The sequence below is a fragment of the Caulobacter segnis genome (assembly GCF_023935105.1).
Taxonomy (GTDB): Bacteria; Pseudomonadota; Alphaproteobacteria; order Caulobacterales; family Caulobacteraceae; genus Caulobacter; species Caulobacter segnis_B.
Genome location: NZ_CP096040.1, coordinates 5171282 through 5194192, shown reverse-complemented (window position 1 = coordinate 5194192; position 22911 = coordinate 5171282). Strand labels below are relative to the sequence as shown.

Genomic DNA, 22911 nt, shown 5'->3' with positions numbered 1-22911 from the left:
GTGTCCGCAATTCGCTGTTCGATGAATTGGCGAAACTCCCGAGCACGCGTCCGCGAAAAGACGGATCCGGATCGGGAAGGGCGGAACGCAAGGGAGGGGAAACCCCATGACTTCGATGTGGAAGGCCGCGCTGCTGGCTGGCGCGGCGTGGAGCGCGATCGCGGGCGTCGCCGTGGCCCAGGAGGCTCCGGCCGGCGAGGACGCCGCGGTGGGCGTCGAGCAGGTGATCGTCACCGCCCGCCGTCGCGAGGAAAATCTCAAGGACGTCCCGGTCGCCGTCTCGGCCTTCTCGGCCGACCGGCTGGAGCGCGCGGGCGGCACGGACATCACCGTCCTGCAGCAGACCACCCCGAACATCACGGTGCAGACGGCGCGCGGTTCGAACTCGACCCTGATCAGCTACATCCGCGGCGTGGGCCAGCAGGATCCGCTGTGGGGCTACGAGCCCGGCGTGGGTCTCTATGTCGACGACGTCTACATCTATCGTCCGCAGGGCGCGGTGCTGGACATCTTCGACATCGACCGCATCGAAGTGCTGCGCGGCCCGCAAGGCACGCTCTATGGCCGCAACACCATCGGCGGCGCGATCAAGTACGTGACCAAGAAGCTGGGCGACGAGGCCGGCGGCAAGGTGCGCGGCACGTACGGCAGCTATAACCAGACCGACCTGCTGGTCTCGGCCCAGACGCCGATCGCCGACACCGGCCTGTCGATCGGCGGCGCCTACGCGCTCTACAAGCGCGACGGCTACGGCAAGAACCTGACCACCGGCGCGGAGCAGTACGACAAGGACGTCGAGGCTTATCGCCTGAGCGCCGAGTGGAAGCCGACGCAGGATCTGTTCTTCCGCCTGGCCTACGACCGGGTCGAGGACGACTCCAACCCGCGTCACGGTCACCGCGAGACCCTGCCGACGGTGGGCAACTATCCGATCCTGGGCGTCTACGACACCCAGGCGGGCCTGGGCGACAAGAACCACGTCGTCACCAAGGGGCTGTCGCTGACCGGCGAGTGGAATGTCACCGACGCGGTGACGCTGAAGTCGATCACGGCCCACCGCAAGGGCCACACCCAGACCCTGATCGACTTCGACGGCACGCCGCTGCCGACCCTGGACGTCCCGGCGACCTATGACGACGGCTCGTTCTCGCAGGAACTGCAGGCGGTCTATGCGGACGACAACGTCCAGGGCGTGTTCGGCCTGTACTACATGAACAGCCAGGCCTCGGGCGAGTTCGACACCATCGCCGGCAACCTGGGCGTCTCGATCGCCGACGGCGGCAAGGTCAACACCCAGAGCTTCGCGGCCTTCTTCGACTTCAGCGCCAACCTGACCGATCGCCTGAAGGTCTCGCTGGGCGCTCGCGCCACCCGCGACTCCAAGCGCGCCAACGTCTTCCGCTTCTTCTATCTGGGCGCGACGCCCTCGCCGTACCAAGGCGGCGCCCAGCGCCCGATCCTACAGGTGCGCACGAACTACAACGCCGAGAAGACCTTCTCGCAGTTCACCCCGCGCATCTCGGCCTCTTACGAGCTCAGCGACGACCTGACGACCTACGCCTCGTTCTCGAAGGGCTACAAGTCGGGCGGCTGGGACATGCGCGGCGACGCCTTCATCACCCCGCAGACCGTCAACGGCTACAAGCCCGAGGTCGTCAAGACCTACGAGGCCGGCCTGAAGGGCTTCGCGCTGGACCGCCGGGTCTCGTTCTCGTCGGCGATCTTCCTGTCGAAATATACCGACCAGCAGGTCACCACCCAGGTCGTGGTGCCGTCGGGCATCGCCAGCTCGGTCGACAACGCCGGCTCGTCCACCCTGTACGGCGCGGAGTTCGAGGCCAACGCCAAGCTCAGCCAGAGCCTGTCGGCCAACGTCGCCCTGGGCTACATCCACGCCAAGTACGACACCTTCACCCGCTTCGTGCCGGCCGGCGCGCCCAACCCGCTGAACCCGTCGACGACGCTGGCGACCGGTCAGGTGATCAACGTCGCCGACCTCTACGGTTTCCAGAACACGCCGGAATGGACGGGCAATGTCAGCCTGACCTGGCGCGGCGAGCTGGCGGGCGGCGGCCTGGCCATCACCCCGATGGTCAGCTATCGCGACAGCTACCAGCAGTTCGAGCAACCGCTGCCGGCCCTGGACCAGAAGGCCTTCACCCTGGTCGACCTGACGGCGATCTGGACGGCCCCGGGCGGCAAGTACAAGCTGGCCCTGACCGGCAAGAACCTGACCAACGAGAAGTACCGCACCGGCGGCTACAACTTCGGGGCGCCGACCTACAACAACTCGGTGATCGGCTTCTACGGCCCGCCGCGCACCGTGGCCGCCTCGGTAGAGCTGGCCTTCTGATCATCCAGTCGTGAAGCGGGGCGGGGCTTGTCGTGACAGGTCCCGCCCCTTCTTTATGCAAGCTGTAGCGTAGCGAGGGCAGGTCATGGGCGAGAACGGGATCGAAACGCCGGTTCCCATGGGGGCGAAGCCGTCCGGCTATCGCTACGTGGTCCTGGCCATGCTGGTCCTGGCCTACACCTTCAACTTCCTGGACCGGCAGATCCTGGGCATCCTGGCCAAGCCGATCAAGGACGAGTTCGGCCTGACCGACGCCCAGTTCGGCCTGATGGGCGGCCTGGCCTTCGCCCTGCTCTACACGACCCTGGCCATCCCGATCGCCTGGCTGGCCGACCGCTTCAGTCGCGTCTGGATCATGACCGCCGCCCTGACCCTGTGGAGCGGCTTCACCGCCCTGTGCGGCGTGGTGGGAAGCTTCGGCCACCTGTTCATGGCCCGGATGGGCGTGGGCATCGGCGAGGCGGGTGGCGTGGCCCCGGCCTATTCCCTGATCGCCGACTACTTCCCCAAGCATCAGCGCGCCCGGGCCCTGGCCGCCTACGCCTTCGGCATTCCGCTGGGCACGGCGGCCGGCACGCTGGTCGGCGGGCTGCTGGCGGTCCACTACGGCTGGCGCACGGCCTTCATCGCGGTCGGCCTGCTGGGCGTGCTGCTGGCCCCGGTCTTCCGCCTGGTGATGCGCGATCCGCCGCGCGGCCGCGCCGACCGCGCTCCTGGCGAGCCGCCGATCGCGCCGACGCCGGCCGCGCCGTTGTCCCAGGTGGTCCGACTGCTGGCGGCCAAGCCCAGCTTCTGGCTGCTCTCGCTGGGCGCGGCCTCGTCGTCGGTCTGCGGCTACGGCGTCGCGGCCTGGCTGCCGTCGTTCTTCATGCGCAGCCTGGGCCTGACCCTGGCCCAGACGGCCTGGTACTATTCGGGCATCGCCTTCCTGGGCGGCGCCGTCGGCATCTGGATGGGCGGGGTGATGGCCGACCGGCTGGGCGCCAAGTCCAAGGCGGGCTACCCGCTGACGCCCGCCGTGGCCTTCCTGATCTCCGTGCCCTGCTTCCTGCTGGCCATGAACAGCGGTTCGCTGGTCGGCGGCCAAGGGGGCGTTTTGGGCGGTCAGGCGTCCCTGGCCCTGGCCTTCGTGATTTTCCTGATCCCCACCGGCCTGAACCTGACCTGGCTGGGGCCCATCACCGCGGCCGTGCAACACCTGGCGCCCGCCCCGATGCGGACCACGGCCTCGGCCCTGTTCCTGCTGATCAACAACCTCCTGGGCATCGCCGTGGGGCTCTACTACTTCGGCAAGGTCTCGGATCTGCTGAAGCCGGTGTTCGGCGCGGAGTCGCTGCGCTGGGCGATCTATACCGGCATGGGCTTCTACCTGCTGGCGGCGCTGCTGTTCTTCCTGGCTTCGCGCCGGCTGGACCGGGATTGGGTAGACTGAGGGGCTGCGACCAAACGTCGCCGTCGCCTGGACGCCGCACCGCCACGCTTCGGTCAATTTCAGGTATCAATGGCGCAACAAACCGCGAGCGCCTGAATGACCCCCGAAGACCGCCACATCTTTCACGATCCCACGGGCAAGCGTGAACGGCGCGCCAAGCTGGGGCTCGGGATCTTCGCCTCGGCGGTCGCCGCCATCGTGGCCGGCTTCGTGGCCACCCTGGCCTTCGCGCCCCGTCTGCCCGACGCGCCGCTGAAGGATCCGCACATCCTGACGTCGCTGCACCAGGAGACGGCGCACAAGCTCAAGCCGTCCGCCAAGACCTGGCGCCGCGTGCCGCGTCCGAAGGGCGGCGCGGCCAACGACGCCGCCGCCCGGCCGCTGTCGGTTGGCTTCTACGTCACGTGGGACGAGGACAGCCGCGAGTCCCTGCGCCGCAACATCGACAAGCTGGACGTGGTCTCGCCGCAGTGGGTGGCGATCCGCGGCGCCAAGGGCGACATCGACGTCACCGACGACCCGGAAGGCGCGGCGCGGATCGCCGCCGCCGCCAACCACCCGGCCGTGCTGCCGCTGGTCCACAACTCGGCCAACGCCGCGTTCGACGGGCCGATGGCCGACGCCCTGCTGGTCGATCCGCTGGCCCGCCGCAAGCTGATCGACACCCTGACGACCCTGGCCGCCCAGCGCGGCTATGGCGGCTATGTCTTCGACTTTGAGGCGCTGTCGGCCAAGGGGCTGGCGGCCTATCCGAAGTTCCTGGACGAGGCCCGCGCCGCCCTGAACAGCGCCGGCCGCGAGGTCTGGGTCACCGCCCCGTTCGACGACGACAGCTGGCCGCTCAAGCGCCTGCAGCAAAGCGCCGACACCCTGGTGCTGATGGCTTACGACCAGCACTATTCCCTGGGCGATCCCGGCCCCAACGCCGGCCAGGACTGGTACGAGACGCAACTGGCCCAGCGCTTCGCGAGCCTGGATCCCAGTCGTACGGTGATGGCCCTGGCCGCCTACGGCTACGACTGGACCCTGGACAAGAACGGCAAGCACACGTCCGGCGCGCCGGCCACCTTCCACGAAGCCATGCGCAACGCCCAGGACGCCGGGGCGACGATCCGCATGGACGACGACGCCCTGAACCCGACCTACACCTACACCGACGACAACGGCGACGACCACGTGGTCTGGTTCATGGACGCGGTGACTCTGTTCAACGAGGTCAAGGTCTCCGATCCCTGGAAGCCGCGCGGCTATGCCTTGTGGCGCATGGGCATGGAGGATCCGGGCGTCTGGTCGGTGCTGGGCAAGCCCTATGGCCAGGCCTCGACGGCGGGGCTGACGACGCTGGCCAACGGCCAGGGCGTCGACTTCGACGGCGGCGGCGAGGTGCTGCGCGTCGCGCAACTGCCCACGCCCGGCAAGAGAAGCCTGGAGTTCGACCCCGACACGGGTCTGGTCTCGGGCGAGACCTACGACGTCATCCCGTCCAGCTACGTGATCGAGCGCTATGGCCAGAAGAAGGGGCTGGTCGCCTTGACCTTCGACGACGGTCCAGACCCGCGCTGGACGCCGAAGCTCCTGGACATCCTGAAGCAGAAGAAGGCGCCGGCCACCTTCTTCGTGATCGGCCAGAACATGCAGAAGCACCCCGACCTGGTGCGGCGCGAGGTCGACGAAGGCCACGACGTGGGCGGCCACACCTGGACCCACCCCAACATCGCCGAGACGCCGCTGCCGCAGGTGCAGGTCGAGCTGAACGCCACCCAGCGCCTGTTCGAGGTGATCACCGGCCGCTCGATGCGGCTGTTCCGTCCGCCGTTCTTCGGCGACGCCGAGCCCTCGACCCCGCACGAGGTCGCGCCGCTCGTGATCGCCCAGACCCTGGGCTACATGACCGTGGGCCTGCGGATCGATCCCGACGACTGGCAGAAGCCGACGCCGCAGCAGATCATCGATCGCACCCTGGATCGCCTGGACAACCCGGGTGACCGGCCCGGCCAGGTGGTGCTGCTGCACGACGCGGGCGGCGATCGCAGCCGCACCGTCGCGGCCCTGCCGGGGCTGATCGACCAGATCCGCGCCCGCGGCTATCGCCTGGTGACGATCGGCGAGCTGGCCGGCATGACCCCGCAGCAGGTGATGCCGCCGACCTCGCGCACCGCCCTGGACCTGGCCATCGACCGCCTGGGCTTCGACTTCTTCCGCTGGACCCAGGCGACCATGACCTTCCTGTTCGTCGCGGCCATTTTCCTGGGCGTCGCGCGGCTGGTGTTCCTGGCCAGCCTGGCCCTGGTCCACCGCTTCTGGACCCACGAGGAGCCCGCCGATCTGGACCCCGAGACCGGTCCGCTGGTCAGCGTGCTGATCCCCTGCTTCAACGAGGAGAAGGTGATCGCCGCTTCGGTGGCGCGGATCCTGGAGAGCGACTGGAAGAATCTGGAGGTGCTGGTCCTGGACGACGGCTCCAAGGACCGCACGGCGCAAGAGGTCCGCGACCACTTCGCGAACGATCCGCGGGTGACGCTGCTGTCGTTCGAGAACGGCGGCAAGGCGCGGGCGGTCAATCGCGGCCTGGCGGTCGCGAAGGGCGAGTTCGTCGTGGCCTTGGACGCCGACACCCTGTTCCCGCCCGAGACCATCGGCCGCCTGGCCCGCTGGTTCCAGGACGAGGACATCGGCGCGGTGGCCGGCAACGCCATCGTCGGCAACCGCCTGAACATCGTCACCCGCTGGCAGGCCCTGGAATACGTCACCGCCCAGAACCTGGAGCGCCGGGCGCTGTCGGCGCTGGGCGCGGTGACGGTGGTGCCGGGCGCCGTCGGGGCCTGGCGCAAGAGCGTTCTGGACGCCCTGGGCGGCTATCCGGCCGACACCCTGGCCGAGGACCAGGACCTGACCATCGCCTGCCAGCGCGCCGGCTGGAAGGTGGCTTTCGACCCCGAGGCCCGCGCCTATACCGAGGCGCCCGACACGGTCGGCGGCCTCCTGAAACAGCGCTTCCGCTGGTCGTTCGGCACTCTGCAGTGCGTGTGGAAGCACCGCAGGGCGATGTTCAACCGCAAGACCCCGGTGCTGGGCTTCGTGGCCCTGCCGCAGATCTGGCTGTTCCAGATCATCCTGGCCGTCGCCGCGCCGCTGGTCGACCTGGCGGTGATCTGGAGCCTGATCGCCGGCCTCTATGGGGCGGTGGCTCATCCGGTGGAGTGGCGGCCCGACGACATGCTGCTGGGTCTGACCTACTGGGCGATCTTCATCGCCGTCGACCTGTCGGCCGGCGCCCTGGGCATGGCCCTGGAGAAGCGCGCGCCGTGGGCCGACCTGCCATTCCTGCCCGTCCAACGGTTCGGCTATCGCCAGCTGATGTACTACGTCGTGGTCAAGTCGGTGGTCATGGCCATCCGGGGCGGCCGGGTCGGCTGGGGCAAGCTGGAGCGAAGGGCGACGGCCTCGGTTTCGCCGAAAGGGTGAGCCGGGCCAGAAACGGGGGAACGCAACGCGCTTGCGGTGTCGTTCCCCGTCCGGAGCGTTATTGTCGGTCTCGGATGACAACGTTGACATCCCATCGTTATCGCCGAGAGCCGCTATGACACCGGTGGACAGCCGCTGATGAACCGCAAAGGTGTGACCGGTAACAGTTCCGTGGCGGCAAGGGTTTCCCTTGCCACAGCCGCTCAAACCGGCGGCGCGGGCGTCCTATCCGACAAGATAAGCGCGCAAGCCTTCACCTTATCGTCCGCGCGCGGTTGCGCCTGCGAAATAGCGCTCCTATAACCCGGCCACATTTCAGAAAGCCGTCGTCGAGACCGGGCCCTCATGAACATCCACGAACATCAAGCCAAAGCCGTACTCGCCGAGTTCGGCGCTCCCGTGCCGCGCGGCTTCGCCGCCTTCACGCCTGACGAAGCCGCCGCCGCCGCCGAAAAGCTGGGCACGCCGGTCTTCGTCGTGAAGAGCCAGATCCACGCCGGTGGCCGTGGCAAGGGCAAGTTCGAGGGCCTGGGCCCCGACGCCAAGGGCGGCGTCCGCGTCGTCAAGTCGGTCGAAGAAGTCCGCATCAACGCCGAGGAAATGCTCGGCCGCGTGCTGGTGACCCACCAGACCGGCCCCAAGGGCAAGCAGGTCAACCGCCTCTACATCGAAGAAGGCGCGGCGATCGCCAAGGAATTCTACCTGTCGCTGCTGGTCGACCGCTCGTCGAGCAAGGTCTCGGTCGTGGCCTCGACCGAAGGCGGCATGGACATCGAGGACGTCGCCCACTCGACGCCCGAGAAGATCCACACCTTCACCATCGATCCGGCGACCGGCGTGTGGCCGACCCACGCCCGCGCCCTGGCCAAGGCCCTGGGCCTGACCGGCGGCCTGGCCAAGGAAGCCGCCTCGCTGCTGAACCAGCTGTATACGGCGTTCATGGCCAAGGACATGGCCATGCTGGAGATCAACCCGCTGATCGTCACGGCGGATGATCACCTGCGCGTCCTCGACGCCAAGCTGTCGTTCGACGGCAACAGCCTGTTCCGTCACCCGGACATCAAGGCGCTGCGCGACGAGAGCGAAGAAGACCCCAAGGAAATCGAAGCCTCGAAGTACGACCTGGCCTACATCGCCCTGGACGGCGAAATCGGCTGCATGGTCAACGGCGCGGGCCTGGCCATGGCCACCATGGACATCATCAAGCTGTACGGCGCCGAGCCGGCCAACTTCCTGGATGTCGGCGGCGGCGCTTCGAAGGAGAAGGTCACCGCGGCCTTCAAGATCATCACCGCCGATCCGGCCGTGAAGGGCATCCTGGTCAACATCTTCGGCGGCATCATGCGCTGCGACATCATCGCGGAAGGCGTCATCGCCGCCGTGAAGGAAGTCGGTCTCCAGGTTCCGCTGGTCGTCCGCCTGGAAGGCACCAACGTCGAACTCGGCAAGAAAATCATCTCGGAAAGCGGCCTGAACGTCATCGCCGCCAACGATCTGTCTGACGGCGCCGAGAAGATCGTCGCCGCTGTGAAGGGCGCCCGTTAATGTCGGTTCTGATCGGTTCGCACACCAAGGTCATCTGCCAGGGCATCACCGGCGCTCAAGGCACCTTCCACACCGAACAGGCCATCGCGTACGGCACGCAGATGGTCGGCGGCGTCACCCCCGGCAAGGGCGGTCAGACCCACATCGGCCTGCCGGTGTTCGACACCGTCGCCGAAGCCAAGGACCGCACCGGGGCCGACGCCTCGGTGATCTACGTCCCGCCGCCCTTCGCGGCCGACTCGATCCTGGAAGCCATCGAAGCCGAGATCCCGCTGATCGTCTGCATCACCGAGGGCATCCCGGTGCTGGACATGGTCAAGGTCAAGAAGGCCCTGCAAGGCTCCAAGTCGCGCCTGATCGGCCCGAACTGCCCGGGCGTCCTGACGCCCAAGCAATGCAAGATCGGCATCATGCCGGGCTCGATCTTCTCGGAAGGCTCGGTCGGCGTCGTGTCGCGTTCGGGCACCCTGACCTACGAAGCCGTGTTCCAGACCACCAACGCCGGTCTCGGTCAGACGACCGCCGTCGGCATCGGCGGCGACCCGGTCAAGGGCACCGAGTTCATCGACGTGCTGGAACTGTTCCTGGCCGACGAAGCCACCAAGTCGATCGTCATGATCGGTGAAATCGGCGGCGCGGCCGAAGAAGAAGCGGCCCAGTTCCTGAAGGACGAAGCCAAGCGCGGCCGCAAGAAGCCCATGGTCGGCTTCATCGCCGGTCGTACGGCCCCTCCCGGCCGTCACATGGGCCACGCCGGCGCGATCGTGTCGGGCGGCAAGGGCGGCGCCGAGGACAAGATCGCGGCGATGGAAGAGGCGGGCATCCGCGTCTCGCCGTCGCCGGCCAAGCTGGGTGAAACCCTGCTCGAGGTCCTGAAGGGCTAACTAGAATACCGAAACCCCGCCCCGCGCGGGGCCCAGGTTTTTTGCGACCGCCAGTCGACGATCCGAAAAAATCACCTGGGCCCCGCCAAGCGACGGGCGCCCGGGTGATTGAGAGACTATATTTACGGGCTTGTTGTAGCGCTCCCGTAAGCAAGCGGATCTAAGGCGAAGAACGATGGCGGACGACGCAGGCATCATCAACCAGGTCTTGACCGAGACCAGCTTCCTCTACGGCGCCAATGCGGCGTTCGTGGAAGACCTCTACGCCCAGTGGGCGGAGAACCCCGGATCGGTCGAACCCTCGTGGAACGCCTTCTTCTCCAGCCTCGCCGAACAGGCCGACCAGGTTAAGCGCGCCGCGCAGGACCCGGCCTGGACGCCCAGGAAGGTGCCGTCGGTTCGCCCCGACTGGCTTTCGGCCCTGGACGGCCAGTGGGCCAGCGTCGCCCCCGCCGTCGAAGCCAAGGTCGCCAAGGCGATCGAGGGCAAGGCCCCCGGTTCTTCCGCCGAAGCCGTCCGCGCCGCCACGCTGGACAGCCTGCGCGCCATCATGATGATCCGGGCCTACCGGATGCGCGGCCACCTGGCCGCCAACCTCGACCCGCTGGGCCTGGATCCGCCGAAGGACGCCAGCGAGCTGGATCCGGCCACCTACGGCTTCGCCGAGGCCGACTACGACCGTCCGATCTTCCTCGACTACGTGCTGGGTCTGGAGACCGCCACGGTCCGCGAGATCCTGTCGATCGTCCGCCGCACCTACTGCGGCAATGTCGGCGTGCAGTACATGCACATCTCCGACCCGGCCGAGAAGGCCTGGCTGCAGGAGCGCATCGAAGGCCGCGACAAGGAGATCGTGTTCTCCAAGGAGGGCAAGGTCGCCATCCTGAAGAAGCTGATCGAGGCCGAGGGCTTCGAGAAGTTCCTGCACAAGCGTTTCCCCGGCACCAAGCGTTTCGGCCTGGACGGCGGCGAGGCCATGGTCCCGGCCATGGAGCAGATCATCAAGCGCGGCGGCGCTCTGGGCGTGAAGGACATCGTCCTGGGCATGCCGCACCGCGGTCGCCTGAACGTGCTGGCCGCCGTGATGGGCAAGCCCTACCACGTCATCTTCCACGAATTCCAAGGCGGCTCGTCGGTCCCCTCGGACGTCGAGGGCTCGGGCGACGTGAAGTACCACATGGGCGCCTCGTCGGACCGTGAGTTCGACGACAACAAGGTCCACCTGTCGCTGACCGCCAACCCGTCGCACCTGGAAATCGTCAACCCGGTCGTGATCGGCAAGGCGCGCGCCAAGCAGGCCTTCCTGCTGCGCGAGACCCCGGACGCCGGCCGCGGCCACGTGCTGCCGCTGCTGCTTCACGGCGACGCCGCCTTCGCCGGCCAGGGCGTGGTGGCCGAGTGCTTCACCCTGTCGGGCCTGAAGGGCTACCGCACGGGCGGCACCATCCACTTCATCGTCAACAACCAGATCGGCTTCACGACCAGCCCGCGCTACTCGCGCTCGTCGCCCTATCCCAGCGACATGGCCCTGATGGTCGAGGCCCCGATCTTCCACGTCAACGGCGACGATCCGGAAGCCGTCGTCTTCGCCGCCAAGGTCGCGACCGAGTACCGCCAGAAGTTCGGCAAGGACGTGGTCATCGACATGGTCTGCTACCGTCGCTTCGGTCACAACGAAGGCGACGACCCGACCATGACGTCGCCGATCATGTACGCGAAGATCAAGGGTCACCCGCCGACCCGCGAACTCTACGCCAACCGCCTGATCGCCGAGGGCGTGATCAGCCAGGCCGAGTCCGACGGCTGGGTCGGCGAGTTCGAGACCTTCCTCGACAAGGAATTCGACGCCGGCAAGAGCTACAAGGCCAACAAGGCCGACTGGCTGGACGGCAAGTGGGCCGGCCTGACCCTGCCGGGCGACGAGGATCGCCGCGGCAAGACGGCCTTCCCGAAGACCCGTCTGCAGGAGCTGGGCCGTCAGATCACCACGATCCCGGAACGGATCAACGCCCACAAGACCGTCAAGCGCGCCATCGAGAACCGCCGCGAGGCGTTCGAGAAGGGCGAGGGCATCGACTGGGGCGCCGCCGAGCACCTGGCCTTCGCCACCCTGCTCGATGAGGGCTATCCGGTCCGCCTGTCGGGCCAGGATTCGGTGCGTGGCACGTTCACCCAGCGCCACTCGGACGTCATCGATCAGACGACCGAAGAGCACTACACGCTGCTGAACAACATCCGCCCGGGCCAGGGCCACTATGAAGTGATCGACTCGGCCCTGTCGGAAGAGGCGGTGCTGGGCTTCGAATACGGCTTCTCGCTGGCCGACCCGAACACCCTGACCCTGTGGGAAGGCCAGTTCGGCGACTTCGTGAACGGCGCCCAGGTCGTCATCGACCAGTTCATCAGCTCGGGCGAGCGCAAGTGGCTGCGGATGAGCGGCCTGGTGATGCTGCTGCCTCACGGCTACGAGGGCCAGGGCCCCGAGCACAGCTCGGCGCGCCTTGAGCGCTTCCTGCAGTCGTGCGCGGAAGACAACATGCAGGTCGTCAACTGCACGACGCCGGCGAACTACTTCCACGCCCTGCGCCGCCAGATGCACCGCGAGTTCCGCAAGCCGCTGATCGTGATGGCCCCCAAGAGCCTGCTGCGCCACAAGCGCGCCGTCTCGAACCTGGCCGACTTCACCGAGGGCTCGACCTTCCACCGCGTGATGGTGGACGGCGCCGAGGCCGGTTGCGATGTGGGCGGGGTCACGCTGAAGAGCGACGATCAGATCAAGCGCGTCATCATCTGCTCGGGCAAGGTCTACTTCGACCTGGTCGACCAGCGCGCCAAGACCGGTCGCGACGACGTCTACCTGCTGCGTCTGGAGCAGTTCTATCCGTGGCCGATGAAGTCGCTGATGAACGTGCTGTCGCGCTTCAAGAACGCCGATCTCGTGTGGTGCCAGGAAGAGCCCAAGAACATGGGCGGCTGGACCTTCGTCGATCCGTGGCTGGAGCTGACGCTGGACAAGCTGGACATCAAGGCCAAACGCGCTCGCTATGTGGGTCGCCCGGCCTCGGCCTCGACGGCCGCCGGCCTGATGAGCCGCCACCTGAAAGAACTCGAGACCTTCCTGAACGAGGCCTTCGCGTAAGCGTCGGACTTCAGACTAAAAATGGAGTGCGACGGCGCGCGACGTCGTCGCACTCTCAAGAACCCCGCCGGACCGAACAAGAGAGACATCGGAAAGCCCCATGGCCGACATCATGACCCCCGCCCTCGGCGAATCCGTCACGGAAGCGACGGTCGCCCGCTGGACCAAGAAGGCCGGGGAGGCCGTGAAGAAGGACGAGATCCTCGTCGAGCTGGAGACCGACAAGGTCAGCCTCGAAGTGGCCTCGCCCGCCGACGGCGTGCTGTCGGCCATCGGCGCCGAGGAAGGCGCCACCGTCGTTCCGGGCACGGTCCTGGGCATCGTGACCGAAGGCGCGACCGCCTCGGCCGCGCCGGCCGCCGCGCCGAAGGCTGAAGCGCCGAAGCCGGCTCCGGCGCCCGCCGCTGCTCCGGCCCCGGCTCCGGCCGCCGCCGCTGCTCCGGCCGCCGCGCCGGTCAGCCCGGCCCCGGCCCGTATCGCCGCCGAGTCGGGCCTCGATCTCTCGAAGGTCGCGGGCACCGGCAAGGACGGTCGCGTGACCAAGGGCGACGCCCTGGCCGCTCTGGAGGCCCGCGCTTCGGCCCCGGCTCCGGCCGCCGCCCCGGCCGCGCCGCGCGCCCTGCACGAGCGCGAGGAGCGCGTGAAGATGACGCGCCTGCGTCAGACGATCGCCCGCCGCCTGAAGGAAGCCCAGAACACGGCCGCCATGCTGACGACCTTCAACGAGGTCGACATGACGGCGGTCATGGCCCTGCGCGCCCAATACAAGGACGTCTTCGAAAAGCGTCACGGCGTGAAGCTGGGCTTCATGTCCTTCTTCACCAAGGCCGTCGTGGCCGCCCTGAAGGCCGTTCCGGACGTCAACGCCGAAATCGACGGCACGGACATCGTCTACAAGAACCACTATGACATCGGCGTCGCCGTCGGCACCGACAAGGGCCTGGTGGTTCCGGTCGTCCGCGACGCTGACGTCCTGAACCTGGCCGAGATCGAGAAGGCCATTGGCGGCCTGGGCAAGAAGGCCCGCGACGGCCAGCTGTCCATCGAGGACATGCAGGGCGGCACCTTCACGATCACCAACGGCGGCATCTATGGCTCGCTGATGTCGACGCCGATCCTGAACGCGCCGCAATCGGGCATCCTGGGCATGCACGCCATCAAGGAACGTCCGATGGTCGTGGCCGGCAAGATCGAGATCCGCCCGATGATGTACCTGGCCCTGTCCTACGACCACCGCGTCGTCGACGGCGCCGGCGCGGTGACCTTCCTGGTGAAGGTCAAGGAAGCGCTGGAAGATCCGCAGCGCCTGCTGCTGGACCTCTAGGACCTACGAGAAGCCCGCCCTCCGGCGGGCTTCTTTGCTTTCAGGCCTCGGCGTTCCGCGCCGGGGCCGTTTGCTTTTCAGGGACGACAGGCGATGGCCAGGGACACGCTCTATCTGCTGAACACCCGCTTCGAGAAGGACGGCGCGCTGCGCTTCTGTCCGGACTGCGCGATGATGGAGGGGTATCTGGCGACCTATCCTCAGCTGCGCGAGGTGCTGGATATCGTCCGTGTCGACTACGCCCGTCCGCGTCCGGCCCTGGTCGAGCGCCTGGGAGAAGACCACCAGAACGCACCGACCCTGATCCTGGGCGAGTCCGCGCCCGACGCCGGCCCGCACGGCGAGATCCAGTCGGCGGGCGGCCTGAGCTTCCTCACCGACGCTCGCCCGATCACCCGCTGGCTGGCGGCGAAGTACGGTCTGGCCGCGCCGCTGTAGGCGGCGCTTCGAGCGAAGGTTTCGATTTTTTCTGATCTGGAACACCGTCCAATTCCGTCGCGACGACGGAGGTCAGCCTAGCGGGTGGCCCGCAGCACCGCGTCGCCCAGAGCCGCGTAGTCGCCGTTGAAATGATGGCCACCGGGCAGGCGGATCTTGGCGACCTCGGCGTCGGGCAGGGTGGGGCAGATGTCGGCGCGTTCCTTGTCGCCGTAGACGCAGGTGATCTTCACGTCCTTGATGGCGGCGATCGCCGGGCGGACGGGGAAGGAATCGCGCGAGGTCAGGTTCAGCCAGCTGACCGGATGGAACTGCAGATCGCCGTTCGAACCCGTTCCGATCAGCACGATGTGCGTGACCTGGGCGCGCAGCGCGGCGGGCAGCTGGGGCAGGATGGCGGGCAGGGCGTCGGCGCCGAACGAATAACCGATCAGCACCACGTTCTTGCGGCCCCACTGGCTTTCATAGGCGCGCAGGGCGTCGGCCAGGTCCTGGGCCGCGCCGGCGGGCGAGCGCTTGGTGCGGAAATAGGTGAGCGAGTTGACGCCGACGGTCGGCACGCCGTTGTCGGCCAAGTGGCGGGCGACCTTCTGGTCCAGGACGCCCCAGCCGCCGTCGCCCGAATAGAGCACCGCCAGCGTGTCGCCAGCCTTGTCGCTGGCGATCGGGATCTCGTGGCTCTTGGCCGGCGCCGACATGGGCGCGGCGGCCGTGAGGGCCAGGGCGGCAAAGGCGGCGAGGAGGCGGACACGAGAGATCATGACATCATGACGTCACGGACCGATGGCGCTCTCCAGGCGACGCGGTGTCAGGCTTGTGGCTAAGCTTAGTTCCCTTCGGGGCGCGGCCCCGGCCAGACGGTCCGGAACGCCTTCAGGGCAGCCGGATGGTAGACCGTGCTGTGATGCTCCTGATGCATCGGATCGTAGACGAAGGTCAGGCCCGCCGGCTTGGCCGCGCCGATCGCGGCCACGACCTTGTCGACGCCCTCCTGCATCGTCGTCCCTTCGTCGCCGATGGTCAGATAGAGCTTGCGAGCGCCGCCTGTAGGCCCCGTCTTCGGCCATCGGGCGAGGTCGGCCGCCGCGCCCCGCGCGAGAGCCTGGTCGCTCCACCAGAGGCTGGGGCTGGCGGCGATGTAGGCGTCGAACAGCGTTGGCTGCTTCAGGAAGGTCTCGACCACGAACAGGCCCGCCAGGCTCTCGCCGATGATCGCGCTTTCACCGCTGACCCGGTAGCGGGCGGCGACCCAGGGCTTCAGCTCTTCGGCCAGGAAGCGGCGATAGGCGGCCGACCCTCCCGTGGTCGGATAGTCGGCCTTCTCCTTGGCGACGCTGGTCGGATGGGTCAGGTCGTGACGTCGATCGACGCCCTCGATCCCGACCACGATCATCTCGCGATAGGTCCAGGACAGCTCGCCCAGCTGGGCCAGGCCGGCGATGTGCGGGAAGTCCTCCTTCTCGCCGCCGTCCAGCAGGTAAAGCACCGGATACGTCTTCCCCGAGCTGGCGTAGTCCGGCGGCAGGTGGACGTTGATCCGCCGGGTCTGGGACAGGATCCTGGACTCCATCGTCAGCGATTGGCCGATGACGATCGGCGTCCCGACCGGTGGGGTGGTCTGGGCGGCGGCCCCCGAAGCGCCAGGGGAAGCGCCAAGGATAGCCAGGGCCAGGGCGGCGAACTTCAGCACGGTGCGATGGTCTCCCCGATGAGCCGCCAAGGTTAGGCCGCGTCGTGTGAGGCAGGGAAGGCCGAGCGCGAAGGAAAACTGTCCAATCTCCTTGATTTTCAAGGGCGCGGACGTCGAAAGCGGGTTCCGTTTTTGCCCCGTTGCCTCTAAGGAACACGCGCCTCCAGAGGTCTGACAATTGGGCCGGCGAGGTCCCATATCTTGTCCGGCGCCGCTTCCGGCGCGTCCTGAAGGCGAAAGATCCATGGCTCAGTACGACGTCGTCATCATCGGTGGTGGTCCCGGTGGCTACAACGCGGCGATCCGCGCCGGCCAGCTGGGTCTGAAGACCGCGATCGTCGAAGGCCGCGGCAAGCTGGGCGGCACCTGCCTGAACGTCGGCTGCATGCCGTCGAAGGCCCTGCTGCACGCCTCGGAAATGTACGAAGCCGCGACCGGTCCGGAGTTCGCCAAGCTGGGCATCGAGGTCAAGCCGAAGCTGAACCTCGTGCAGATGATGGCCCAGAAGGCCGAGAGCGTCGAAGCCCTGACCAAGGGCGTCGAGTTCCTGATGAAGAAGAACAAGGTCGACTACGTGAAGGGCTGGGGCCGCATCGACGGCGCCGGAAAGGTGGTCGTGAAGGCCGAGGACGGTTCGGAAACCACCCTCGAGACCAAGAACATCGTGATCGCCACCGGCTCGGAACCGACCCCACTGCCCGGCGTGACGATCGACAACAAGCGCGTCGTCGACTCGACCGGCGCTCTGTCGCTGCCGGAAGTGCCTAAGTCGCTGGTCGTGGTCGGCGCCGGCGTCATCGGCCTGGAGCTGGGCTCGGTCTGGAAGCGCCTGGGCGCCGAGGTCACCGTCGTCGAGTACCTGGACCGCATCCTGCCGGGCACCGACACCGAAGTGGCCAACGCCTTCCAGAAGATCCTGACCAAGCAGGGCTTCAAGTTCTCGCTGCGCGCCAAGGTCACCGGCGCGACCGCCTCGGCCAAGGGCGTCAAGCTGACCCACGAACCCGTCGCCGGCGGCGAGGCCACGACGATTGAGGCCGACTACGTGCTGGTCGCCATCGGCCGCCGCCCCTACACCCAAGGCCTGGGCCTGGAGACGGTCGGCATCACGCCGGACAAGCGCGGCATGATTGCCAACGACCACTACAAGACCGGCGTCGACGGCGTCTGGGTGATCGGCGACGTGACCTCGGGTCCGATGCTGGCCCACAAGGCCGAGGACGAGGCCGTGGCGTGCATCGAGCTGATCGCGGGCAAGGCCGGCCACGTGAACTACGACATCATCCCCGGCGTCATTTACACCAGCCCGGAAGTCGCCACGGTCGGCAAGACCGAGGAGGACCTGAAGGCCGCGGGCGTCGCCTACAAGGTCGGCAAGTTCCCGTTCCTGGCCAACAGCCGCGCCAAGATCAACCACGAGACCGACGGCTTCGTGAAGGTGCTGGCCGACGCCAAGACCGATCGCATCCTGGGCGCTCACGCCGTGGGTCCCAACGTCGGCGACATGATCGCCGAGATCTGCGTGGCCATGGAGTTCGGCGGCGCCTCGGAAGACGTGGCTCGCACCTGCCACCCGCACCCGACCCGCTCGGAAGCCTTCCGTCAGGCGGCGATGGGCGTCGAAGGCTGGACCATGCAGGCCTAAGGCCGGGCGGGCGGGTTTCGACCTGTCCGAAAGTTAATGTTGGTGTCCGGACAATCGGACGTAGAGTGGCGGGGTTTCGGAGACGGAGCCCCGCCATGCTTTTGTCCGCGCTAGCCCTTGCCGCCCTGCTGCAGACCGCGCCCGTCGAGGGCCAGAAGGGTTATCTGCTTCAGCACCAGCCTTTCGACTGGGCTCATCCGGCCAAGAAGCGAACGCTGCCGTTTTCGAAGCAGGCTCAAGCTTTTACGATCGAGGCGGCGCGCGCGCGTGACGCCCGGCGCGGAACCTTCCGGCGGCCTCCACAGCCGAGGAAGACCTTCGTGGTCAATCCGCAGATGGTGAACTGCAAGAGCAACGGCCCCGAACTGGTCGCCAGCTCGGAAACGCCGCGGCTTCAGCCGCTATCGAAGATGCCCAAGGCGCATGGCGAACGGGCAGTGGCGCGTCTGGTCGACGGCTGCCCGGTGGCCGTGACGATCGCGCAGGCGCCAGCTTCGTTCTAGGCCTCAGGCCAGCGTCCGGAACGTCACCGAATAGCGCCGCGCCTCCAGCGGCGGGATGCTGTGCTCCCACTCGGTGCGCGAAGGTCCAGACAGAAGATAAGCCGAGCGGGGCGCGGCCTCGAACGCTCGTCGTTCCCAGCCCTTGGCCGCCTTGCGCCGGAAGCGGAACCGGCATGGGGTCAGCAGCGACACGCCGGCTACTTGGCCGAACTCGGGCCGGTCGCGATGCCAGCCGATCGCCGCGCCAGGTTCGTACAGCGTGACCAGGGCTTGCTCGAAGGCCTCGGGCGGGTGGCCGGCGAAGGCGGCGACCTTGCCGCGCAGTGGCTGCAGGAAGTCGGGGATTGGCGTCGTCCGGTCCAGGCTGCGCCGCCCGAAGTCGTAGCGCCAGCCGAACGACACCACCTGACGATGGCCGGTATGGCCGTGGAACTCGAACGGTTTGAACGGCAGCGTCGCGAAATGGCCGGTCAGGGCGGCCTCCTCGGCGAGCGAGATCAGGTTGGGCTGATAGCTCAGACCGGCCGGCGGATGGGACGGCGGTTGGGGGGCGAACAGATCGGCTTGCATGGCCGTCTGACATAGGCGCGCGCCGCCCACGAAAAAGGCCCCGCCTGAGGGGAGGCGGGGCCAGTCGCTCTTGAGGGGAGAAACGCCCCTGAAACGCGGGCGCTACGCTTACTGAACGGGATCAGAACTCTTCCCAGTCGTCGCTGGAGGCCTGGGGCGAGGCGCCCACGGCCTTGGCCAGCTTGGCCTGGGCGGCGGCGACCGGGTTGGCGCCCGGGCGGCTGGCCTGGGTGGCCAGGGCCGGGCCCTTGCTGGGCGCCGGGGCGGCCGGGCGCGGGGCGGGCGCCGCCGGACGCGGAGCCGGACGGCTGGTCGAGGCGCCGGCCGAGGCCGAGCTCGAGCCCGAGGCGCCGGCGACGCGGAACTTCGAGATCATCCGCATCAGGTTGCCGGCCTCGCCCTTCAGGGCATGCGAGGCGGCGGTCGACTGCTCGACCATGGCGGCGTTCTGCTGGACGGTCTGGTCCATCTGGTTGACGGCGGCGTTGACCTGGTTGAGGCCGGTGGCCTGTTCCTGGCCCGAGGCGGCGATCTCGCTGACCAGGGCGTCGATCTCGCCGACCTTGACCACGATGGCCTGCAGGGCCTCGCCCGTCTGGCCGACCATGCTGACGCCTTGGTTGACCTGCTGCGACGAGGTCGAGATCAGGGTCTTGATCTCCTTGGCCGCGTCGGCCGAGCGCTGGGCCAGGGCCCGCACTTCCTGGGCGACGACCGCGAAGCCGCGGCCGGCCTCGCCAGCCCGGGCGGCCTCGACCCCGGCGTTCAGGGCCAGCAGGTTGGTCTGGAAGGCGATCTCGTCGATCACGCCGATGATCTGGCTGATCGACTGCGAGGACTTCTCGATCTCGTTCATGGCGTCGACAGCATTGCGGACAACGACGCTGGAACGTTCGGCGTCGACGCGGGTCGAACCCACGACCTTGCTGGCCTCGTTGGCGCCCGCGGACGAGCGTTTGACCGTGGCGGTGATCTCGTCCAGCGCCGCGGCGGTCTCTTCCAGGCTGGCGGCCTGCTGCTCGCTGCGGCGCGACAGGTCGTCGGCGGCCGAAGCGATTTCGTCGGACCCCGCGCCGATGCCGTTGGCGGCGTGCACGATCGTGCCCATCGCCTCCTCCAACTGAGCGATGGCGCCGTTGAAGTCACTCTGCAGGCGCTTGTAGGCCTCCGGGAAGGTTTGATCGAGGCGGTAGGTCAGGTCGCCGTCCGACAGGCGGGTCAGGCCGCCGGCGATGGCTTCCATGACGAAGGCCTGCTCCCTGGCGGCGGCCTCGGCGATCTCCTGGTTGCGGCGACGCTCGGCTTCCGTCTCGGCGCTGGCGCGCTGTTGGGCGGCTTCGGCGGTGCGCAGGGCCACGGCGTTGTCCTTGAACACCTGGACCGAGCGGGCCATGGCGCCGACCTCGTCCTTGCGTTCGATGCCTTTGACCTCGACGTCGACGCTGCCCTGGGCCAGGACTTCCATGGTCTTAGCGGTGGCGGCCAGCGGGGCGGCGATCTTCTTGGCGCCGATCCACAGGGCCAGCACCAGGGCGCCCCCGGCGGCGATCAGGCCGAACAGGATCGAGAAGATCAGCCCGGCCTTGGCTTCCTTGGACGCCTTCTCGACCATCTGGTTGGTCTCGGCGGTGTGGGCGTTGATGTAGACGTTGACGTCGGCCGTCAGCTTGGTGATCTGCGGATCGATCTCGACCATCATCATCTTGGCCGCGTCGTCCAGGTTCTGCTGGCCCAGGTCCGCGCCGCTGCGGGCGCTGGCGTAGATCTTGTCGAGGCGCGCCTTGTAGCCGTCCACGGTGCTGGCCGTGGCGGGGTCGGCCTGCTTCACGCTGGTCAGAAGCGTGATGGCTTCCTTGTAGGCCTGATCCAGGTCCTTGCTGGCGCCATTGTTCTCGGCCGAGCCGCCGTCATAGGCGATGACGCGGTACGCCGCGTAGCCGATCGACGAGATGCGGCGGCTGAAGCGCGCGATGTTCAGCTCGGCGGGCGCGCGCTGCTCGACGAGGATCTTGGTGTTGGCCTCCACCTTACGCGACTGCCACGCGCCCAGACCGACGATCACCAGGGCGATCATGGTCAGGATGACGGCGGGGAGAGCCACCTTGGTGGAGATCTTCAGGTCGTCGAACTTCATCGAAGCCTCGTGCGGCGGATGCGCCTCATGCTCGCGGAGAGCGTGCTTTTCACGCCTAGAGGACATCCCGCCCCGTAAAATCGCGGTTAATGCCGGGGCCCAGTTGGGCTTTCGCGACGTTCCGCCGCACCGGATATGGGTATTCAGGCTTTCGGATGGGCCGCCTGATAAGCCGCCAGCAGGCCGGCGGCGTCCACCTGGGTGTAGCGCTGGGTGGTCGACAGCGAGGCGTGGCCCAGCAGGTCCTGGATGGCTCGCAGGTCCGCGCCGGCCCCGAGCAGGTGGGTGGCGAAGGCGTGGCGGAAGGCGTGCGGGGTGACGCGGTCGGAAAGCCCCAGGCGGCCGCGCAGGGTCTGGACCAGGCCCTGGACGTGGCGCGGCGACAGCGGCCCGCCGCGCTTTGCGCGGAACAGCGGCTCGTCGGGGCCCAGCACGAACGGCAGCTCGTCGACATAGGCGCCGATCGCGTCGCGCACGGCGTCCAGGACAGGGACGATACGGGTCTTGCCGCCCTTGCCAGTGATGCGCAGGGCAGCGCCAAGCGGCGCGTCGACGCGCGTCAGCGACAAAGCCTCGCTGATCCGCAGGCCGCAACCCCACAGCAGGGTCAGCACGGCCTCGTCACGGGCGGTCTCCCACGGGTCGCGCTCGGTGTCGTCGGCCGCTTCGGTGATCAGGCCGCGCGCCTGGTCCTCGGAGACGGGGCGCGGCAGGCCGACCTTCAGGCGCGGGCCGCGCACCAGCTCGACGGCGGCGTTGGCCACGTCGTGACGCTGATCCAGATAGCGGTGAAAAGCGCGGATGGACGACAGGGCCTGGGCGATCGAGCGCGGCGCCAGGGCGTCCTCGCCTTGCCGGCGAAAGGCCAGGTAGCCGCGCAGGTCGGCCGTCGAGATCTCGCCCATCGCGGCGAGGCTCGGCGTCTCGCCCCGATGCCGTTCCAGGAAGTTCAGATAGGCCAGGACGTTGTCGCCATAGGCCCGCACCGTGCGCGGCGATGCCCGGCGCTCCAGCGTCAGGTAGTCCAGCCAGGCGGCGTAGGCCTGGCGGGCGGTCCTGACGCCTGACGTCATAGCACCGGCCAGCGCTCGGCCGTGCGCTCGACGACGCGGGCCAGGAAGTTGACCAGTTCGACGCCCATGTCCGGCGTGAAGCCCTCGGGATCGGTCGAGCCGAAGGCCAGCAGCGCCTCGCGGCGCGGCTCCCAGATGGCCATGCGGACCAGGGCCATGCTGCGGATGGTCTCCATCTGCTCGCCGAACAGGGGCAGGGCGGGGGCGTAGAAGCCCATGCGGGCGATCGGGGCTTCGCCCGCCAGCATGTCGACCTGGCCTTCCGCCAGGGCGCGCCAGCCGGCCGGCACGCGGCTCGGGCCTTCCAGGGCGATGACGCCGGCGGCCAGGCCAAAGCGGTGACGGGCCATTTCGTCGACCCGGCGGGCCAGGTCGGAATGGTTGCGGGCGTCCAGCAGATCGATGACGGCGGCGTGGGTCTGGGCCTGGGCCGAATAGTTGGCGCGGGCGTTGTCCTCGATCGCCTGGCGGACGCTGGCCTCGCGCCTGTGGGCGGCGGCGGCGCGGGCCAGGGCGGCGGGTCCGAAGTCGATCACATTGGCCGCGTCGACCCGCAGGCCCAGTTCGCCCAGCAGGTTCTCGTCCTGGCGCAGGAATTCCGGCTGGACGCGCAGGAAGTCGCGCACGCTTTCCGCGTCGACGGGTTTCCTGTTCGCGTTTGTCGCGTCGCTCATCGTCATCCCCACCGGCAAAAAGACTCTACGTTCCGATGAAGC

16 protein-coding genes are annotated in these 22911 nt (G+C 68.0%); 10 read left to right on the top strand and 6 right to left on the bottom strand.

The features are described from left to right. The first annotated feature begins 106 nt into the window (after positions 1–106). The 8 genes from MZV50_RS24060 to MZV50_RS24025 all read left to right on the top strand — a co-directional run bounded on the left by MZV50_RS24060 (position 107) and on the right by MZV50_RS24025 (position 14580). The gene (locus tag MZV50_RS24060; protein ID WP_252631864.1) at positions 107–2353 is read left to right on the top strand and encodes a TonB-dependent receptor; all 2247 of its coding nucleotides are present in this window, start codon (positions 107–109) and stop codon (positions 2351–2353) included. An 85-nt stretch (positions 2354–2438) separates the two neighbouring features. Continuing rightward, the gene (locus MZV50_RS24055) at positions 2439–3785 is read left to right on the top strand and encodes a spinster family MFS transporter (protein ID WP_252631863.1); all 1347 of its coding nucleotides are present in this window, start codon (positions 2439–2441) and stop codon (positions 3783–3785) included. A gap of 96 nt (positions 3786–3881) precedes the next feature. Next, entirely contained in the window at positions 3882–7250 is a 3369-nt protein-coding gene (locus tag MZV50_RS24050; RefSeq protein WP_252631861.1) for a glycosyltransferase, read from the top strand. Positions 7251–7595: 345 nt separating this feature from the next. Further along, complete coding sequence (gene sucC / locus MZV50_RS24045; RefSeq protein ID WP_252631860.1) at positions 7596–8795, top strand: ADP-forming succinate--CoA ligase subunit beta; 1200 nt, start codon at positions 7596–7598, stop codon at positions 8793–8795. Further along, a complete protein-coding gene (gene sucD, locus MZV50_RS24040; protein ID WP_252631859.1) occupies positions 8795–9679 on the top strand; it encodes a succinate--CoA ligase subunit alpha in 885 nt (294 codons plus the stop codon). The genes sucC and sucD overlap by 1 nt, the downstream gene beginning before the upstream one ends. A gap of 175 nt (positions 9680–9854) precedes the next feature. Beyond that, complete coding sequence (locus tag MZV50_RS24035; protein WP_252631858.1) at positions 9855–12818, top strand: 2-oxoglutarate dehydrogenase E1 component; 2964 nt, start codon at positions 9855–9857, stop codon at positions 12816–12818. 100 nt (positions 12819–12918) lie between these two features. Further along, positions 12919–14142, top strand: a complete 1224-nt coding sequence (odhB, locus tag MZV50_RS24030; protein ID WP_252631857.1) for a 2-oxoglutarate dehydrogenase complex dihydrolipoyllysine-residue succinyltransferase — start codon at positions 12919–12921, stop codon at positions 14140–14142. Positions 14143–14235: 93 nt separating this feature from the next. After that, positions 14236–14580, top strand: a complete 345-nt coding sequence (locus tag MZV50_RS24025; protein ID WP_252631856.1) for a DUF3088 family protein — start codon at positions 14236–14238, stop codon at positions 14578–14580. Between the two features lie 77 nt (positions 14581–14657). On the opposite strand, the gene MZV50_RS24020 is transcribed toward MZV50_RS24025, so the two are convergent. Both MZV50_RS24020 and MZV50_RS24015 read right to left on the bottom strand, forming a co-directional pair. After that, positions 14658–15341 (bottom strand): virulence factor, encoded by a 684-nt coding sequence (locus tag MZV50_RS24020; protein ID WP_252631855.1) that lies wholly within the window; start codon positions 15339–15341, stop codon positions 14658–14660. A 65-nt stretch (positions 15342–15406) separates the two neighbouring features. Further along, a complete protein-coding gene (locus MZV50_RS24015) occupies positions 15407–16270 on the bottom strand; it encodes an alpha/beta hydrolase (protein WP_436792191.1) in 864 nt (287 codons plus the stop codon). Positions 16271–16514: 244 nt separating this feature from the next. Here MZV50_RS24015 and lpdA point away from each other — a divergent pair, with 244 nt between their 5' ends. Together lpdA and MZV50_RS24005 are read left to right on the top strand one after the other, a co-directional pair. Beyond that, a complete protein-coding gene (gene lpdA, locus MZV50_RS24010) occupies positions 16515–17915 on the top strand; it encodes a dihydrolipoyl dehydrogenase (RefSeq protein ID WP_252631853.1) in 1401 nt (466 codons plus the stop codon). 95 nt (positions 17916–18010) lie between these two features. After that, positions 18011–18418 carry a hypothetical protein gene (locus MZV50_RS24005; RefSeq protein ID WP_252631852.1) on the top strand — a complete coding sequence of 136 codons (408 nt, stop codon included), beginning with the start codon at positions 18011–18013 and terminating at the stop codon, positions 18416–18418. 3 nt (positions 18419–18421) lie between these two features. Here the strand turns inward: MZV50_RS24005 and MZV50_RS24000 are convergent, their stop codons facing one another. From MZV50_RS24000 to MZV50_RS23985, 4 genes are all read right to left on the bottom strand, one after another. After that, positions 18422–18988, bottom strand: a complete 567-nt coding sequence (locus MZV50_RS24000) for an alpha-ketoglutarate-dependent dioxygenase AlkB (RefSeq protein WP_252631851.1) — start codon at positions 18986–18988, stop codon at positions 18422–18424. A gap of 121 nt (positions 18989–19109) precedes the next feature. After that, positions 19110–21122, bottom strand: a complete 2013-nt coding sequence (locus MZV50_RS23995; RefSeq protein ID WP_252631850.1) for a methyl-accepting chemotaxis protein — start codon at positions 21120–21122, stop codon at positions 19110–19112. Between the two features lie 143 nt (positions 21123–21265). Next, on the bottom strand, positions 21266–22195 hold the full coding sequence (locus MZV50_RS23990) for a tyrosine recombinase XerC (RefSeq protein ID WP_252631849.1): 930 nt from the start codon (positions 22193–22195) through the stop codon (positions 21266–21268). After that, positions 22192–22869: a DUF484 family protein gene (locus MZV50_RS23985; RefSeq protein WP_252631848.1), complete on the bottom strand. Its 678-nt coding sequence runs from the start codon at positions 22867–22869 to the stop codon at positions 22192–22194. Before MZV50_RS23985 ends, MZV50_RS23990 begins: the two co-directional genes overlap by 4 nt. Positions 22870–22911 lie beyond the last annotated feature (42 nt).

What these genes read in the sequence shown, in the direction of transcription:
- MZV50_RS23995 (WP_252631850.1), bottom strand. Translation starts at nt 21,122, where the DNA reads ATGAAGTTCGACGACCTGAAGATCTCCACCAAGGTGGCTCTCCCCGCC.
- MZV50_RS24035 (WP_252631858.1), top strand. Translation starts at nt 9,855, where the DNA reads ATGGCGGACGACGCAGGCATCATCAACCAGGTCTTGACCGAGACCAGC.
- MZV50_RS23985 (WP_252631848.1), bottom strand. Translation starts at nt 22,869, where the DNA reads ATGAGCGACGCGACAAACGCGAACAGGAAACCCGTCGACGCGGAAAGC.
- sucD (WP_252631859.1), top strand. Translation starts at nt 8,795, where the DNA reads ATGTCGGTTCTGATCGGTTCGCACACCAAGGTCATCTGCCAGGGCATC.
- MZV50_RS24055 (WP_252631863.1), top strand. Translation starts at nt 2,439, where the DNA reads ATGGGCGAGAACGGGATCGAAACGCCGGTTCCCATGGGGGCGAAGCCG.
- MZV50_RS24005 (WP_252631852.1), top strand. Translation starts at nt 18,011, where the DNA reads ATGCTTTTGTCCGCGCTAGCCCTTGCCGCCCTGCTGCAGACCGCGCCC.
- MZV50_RS23990 (WP_252631849.1), bottom strand. Translation starts at nt 22,195, where the DNA reads ATGACGTCAGGCGTCAGGACCGCCCGCCAGGCCTACGCCGCCTGGCTG.
- odhB (WP_252631857.1), top strand. Translation starts at nt 12,919, where the DNA reads ATGGCCGACATCATGACCCCCGCCCTCGGCGAATCCGTCACGGAAGCG.
- MZV50_RS24000 (WP_252631851.1), bottom strand. Translation starts at nt 18,988, where the DNA reads ATGCAAGCCGATCTGTTCGCCCCCCAACCGCCGTCCCATCCGCCGGCC.
- MZV50_RS24020 (WP_252631855.1), bottom strand. Translation starts at nt 15,341, where the DNA reads ATGATCTCTCGTGTCCGCCTCCTCGCCGCCTTTGCCGCCCTGGCCCTC.
- MZV50_RS24060 (WP_252631864.1), top strand. Translation starts at nt 107, where the DNA reads ATGACTTCGATGTGGAAGGCCGCGCTGCTGGCTGGCGCGGCGTGGAGC.
- sucC (WP_252631860.1), top strand. Translation starts at nt 7,596, where the DNA reads ATGAACATCCACGAACATCAAGCCAAAGCCGTACTCGCCGAGTTCGGC.
- lpdA (WP_252631853.1), top strand. Translation starts at nt 16,515, where the DNA reads ATGGCTCAGTACGACGTCGTCATCATCGGTGGTGGTCCCGGTGGCTAC.
- MZV50_RS24025 (WP_252631856.1), top strand. Translation starts at nt 14,236, where the DNA reads ATGGCCAGGGACACGCTCTATCTGCTGAACACCCGCTTCGAGAAGGAC.
- MZV50_RS24050 (WP_252631861.1), top strand. Translation starts at nt 3,882, where the DNA reads ATGACCCCCGAAGACCGCCACATCTTTCACGATCCCACGGGCAAGCGT.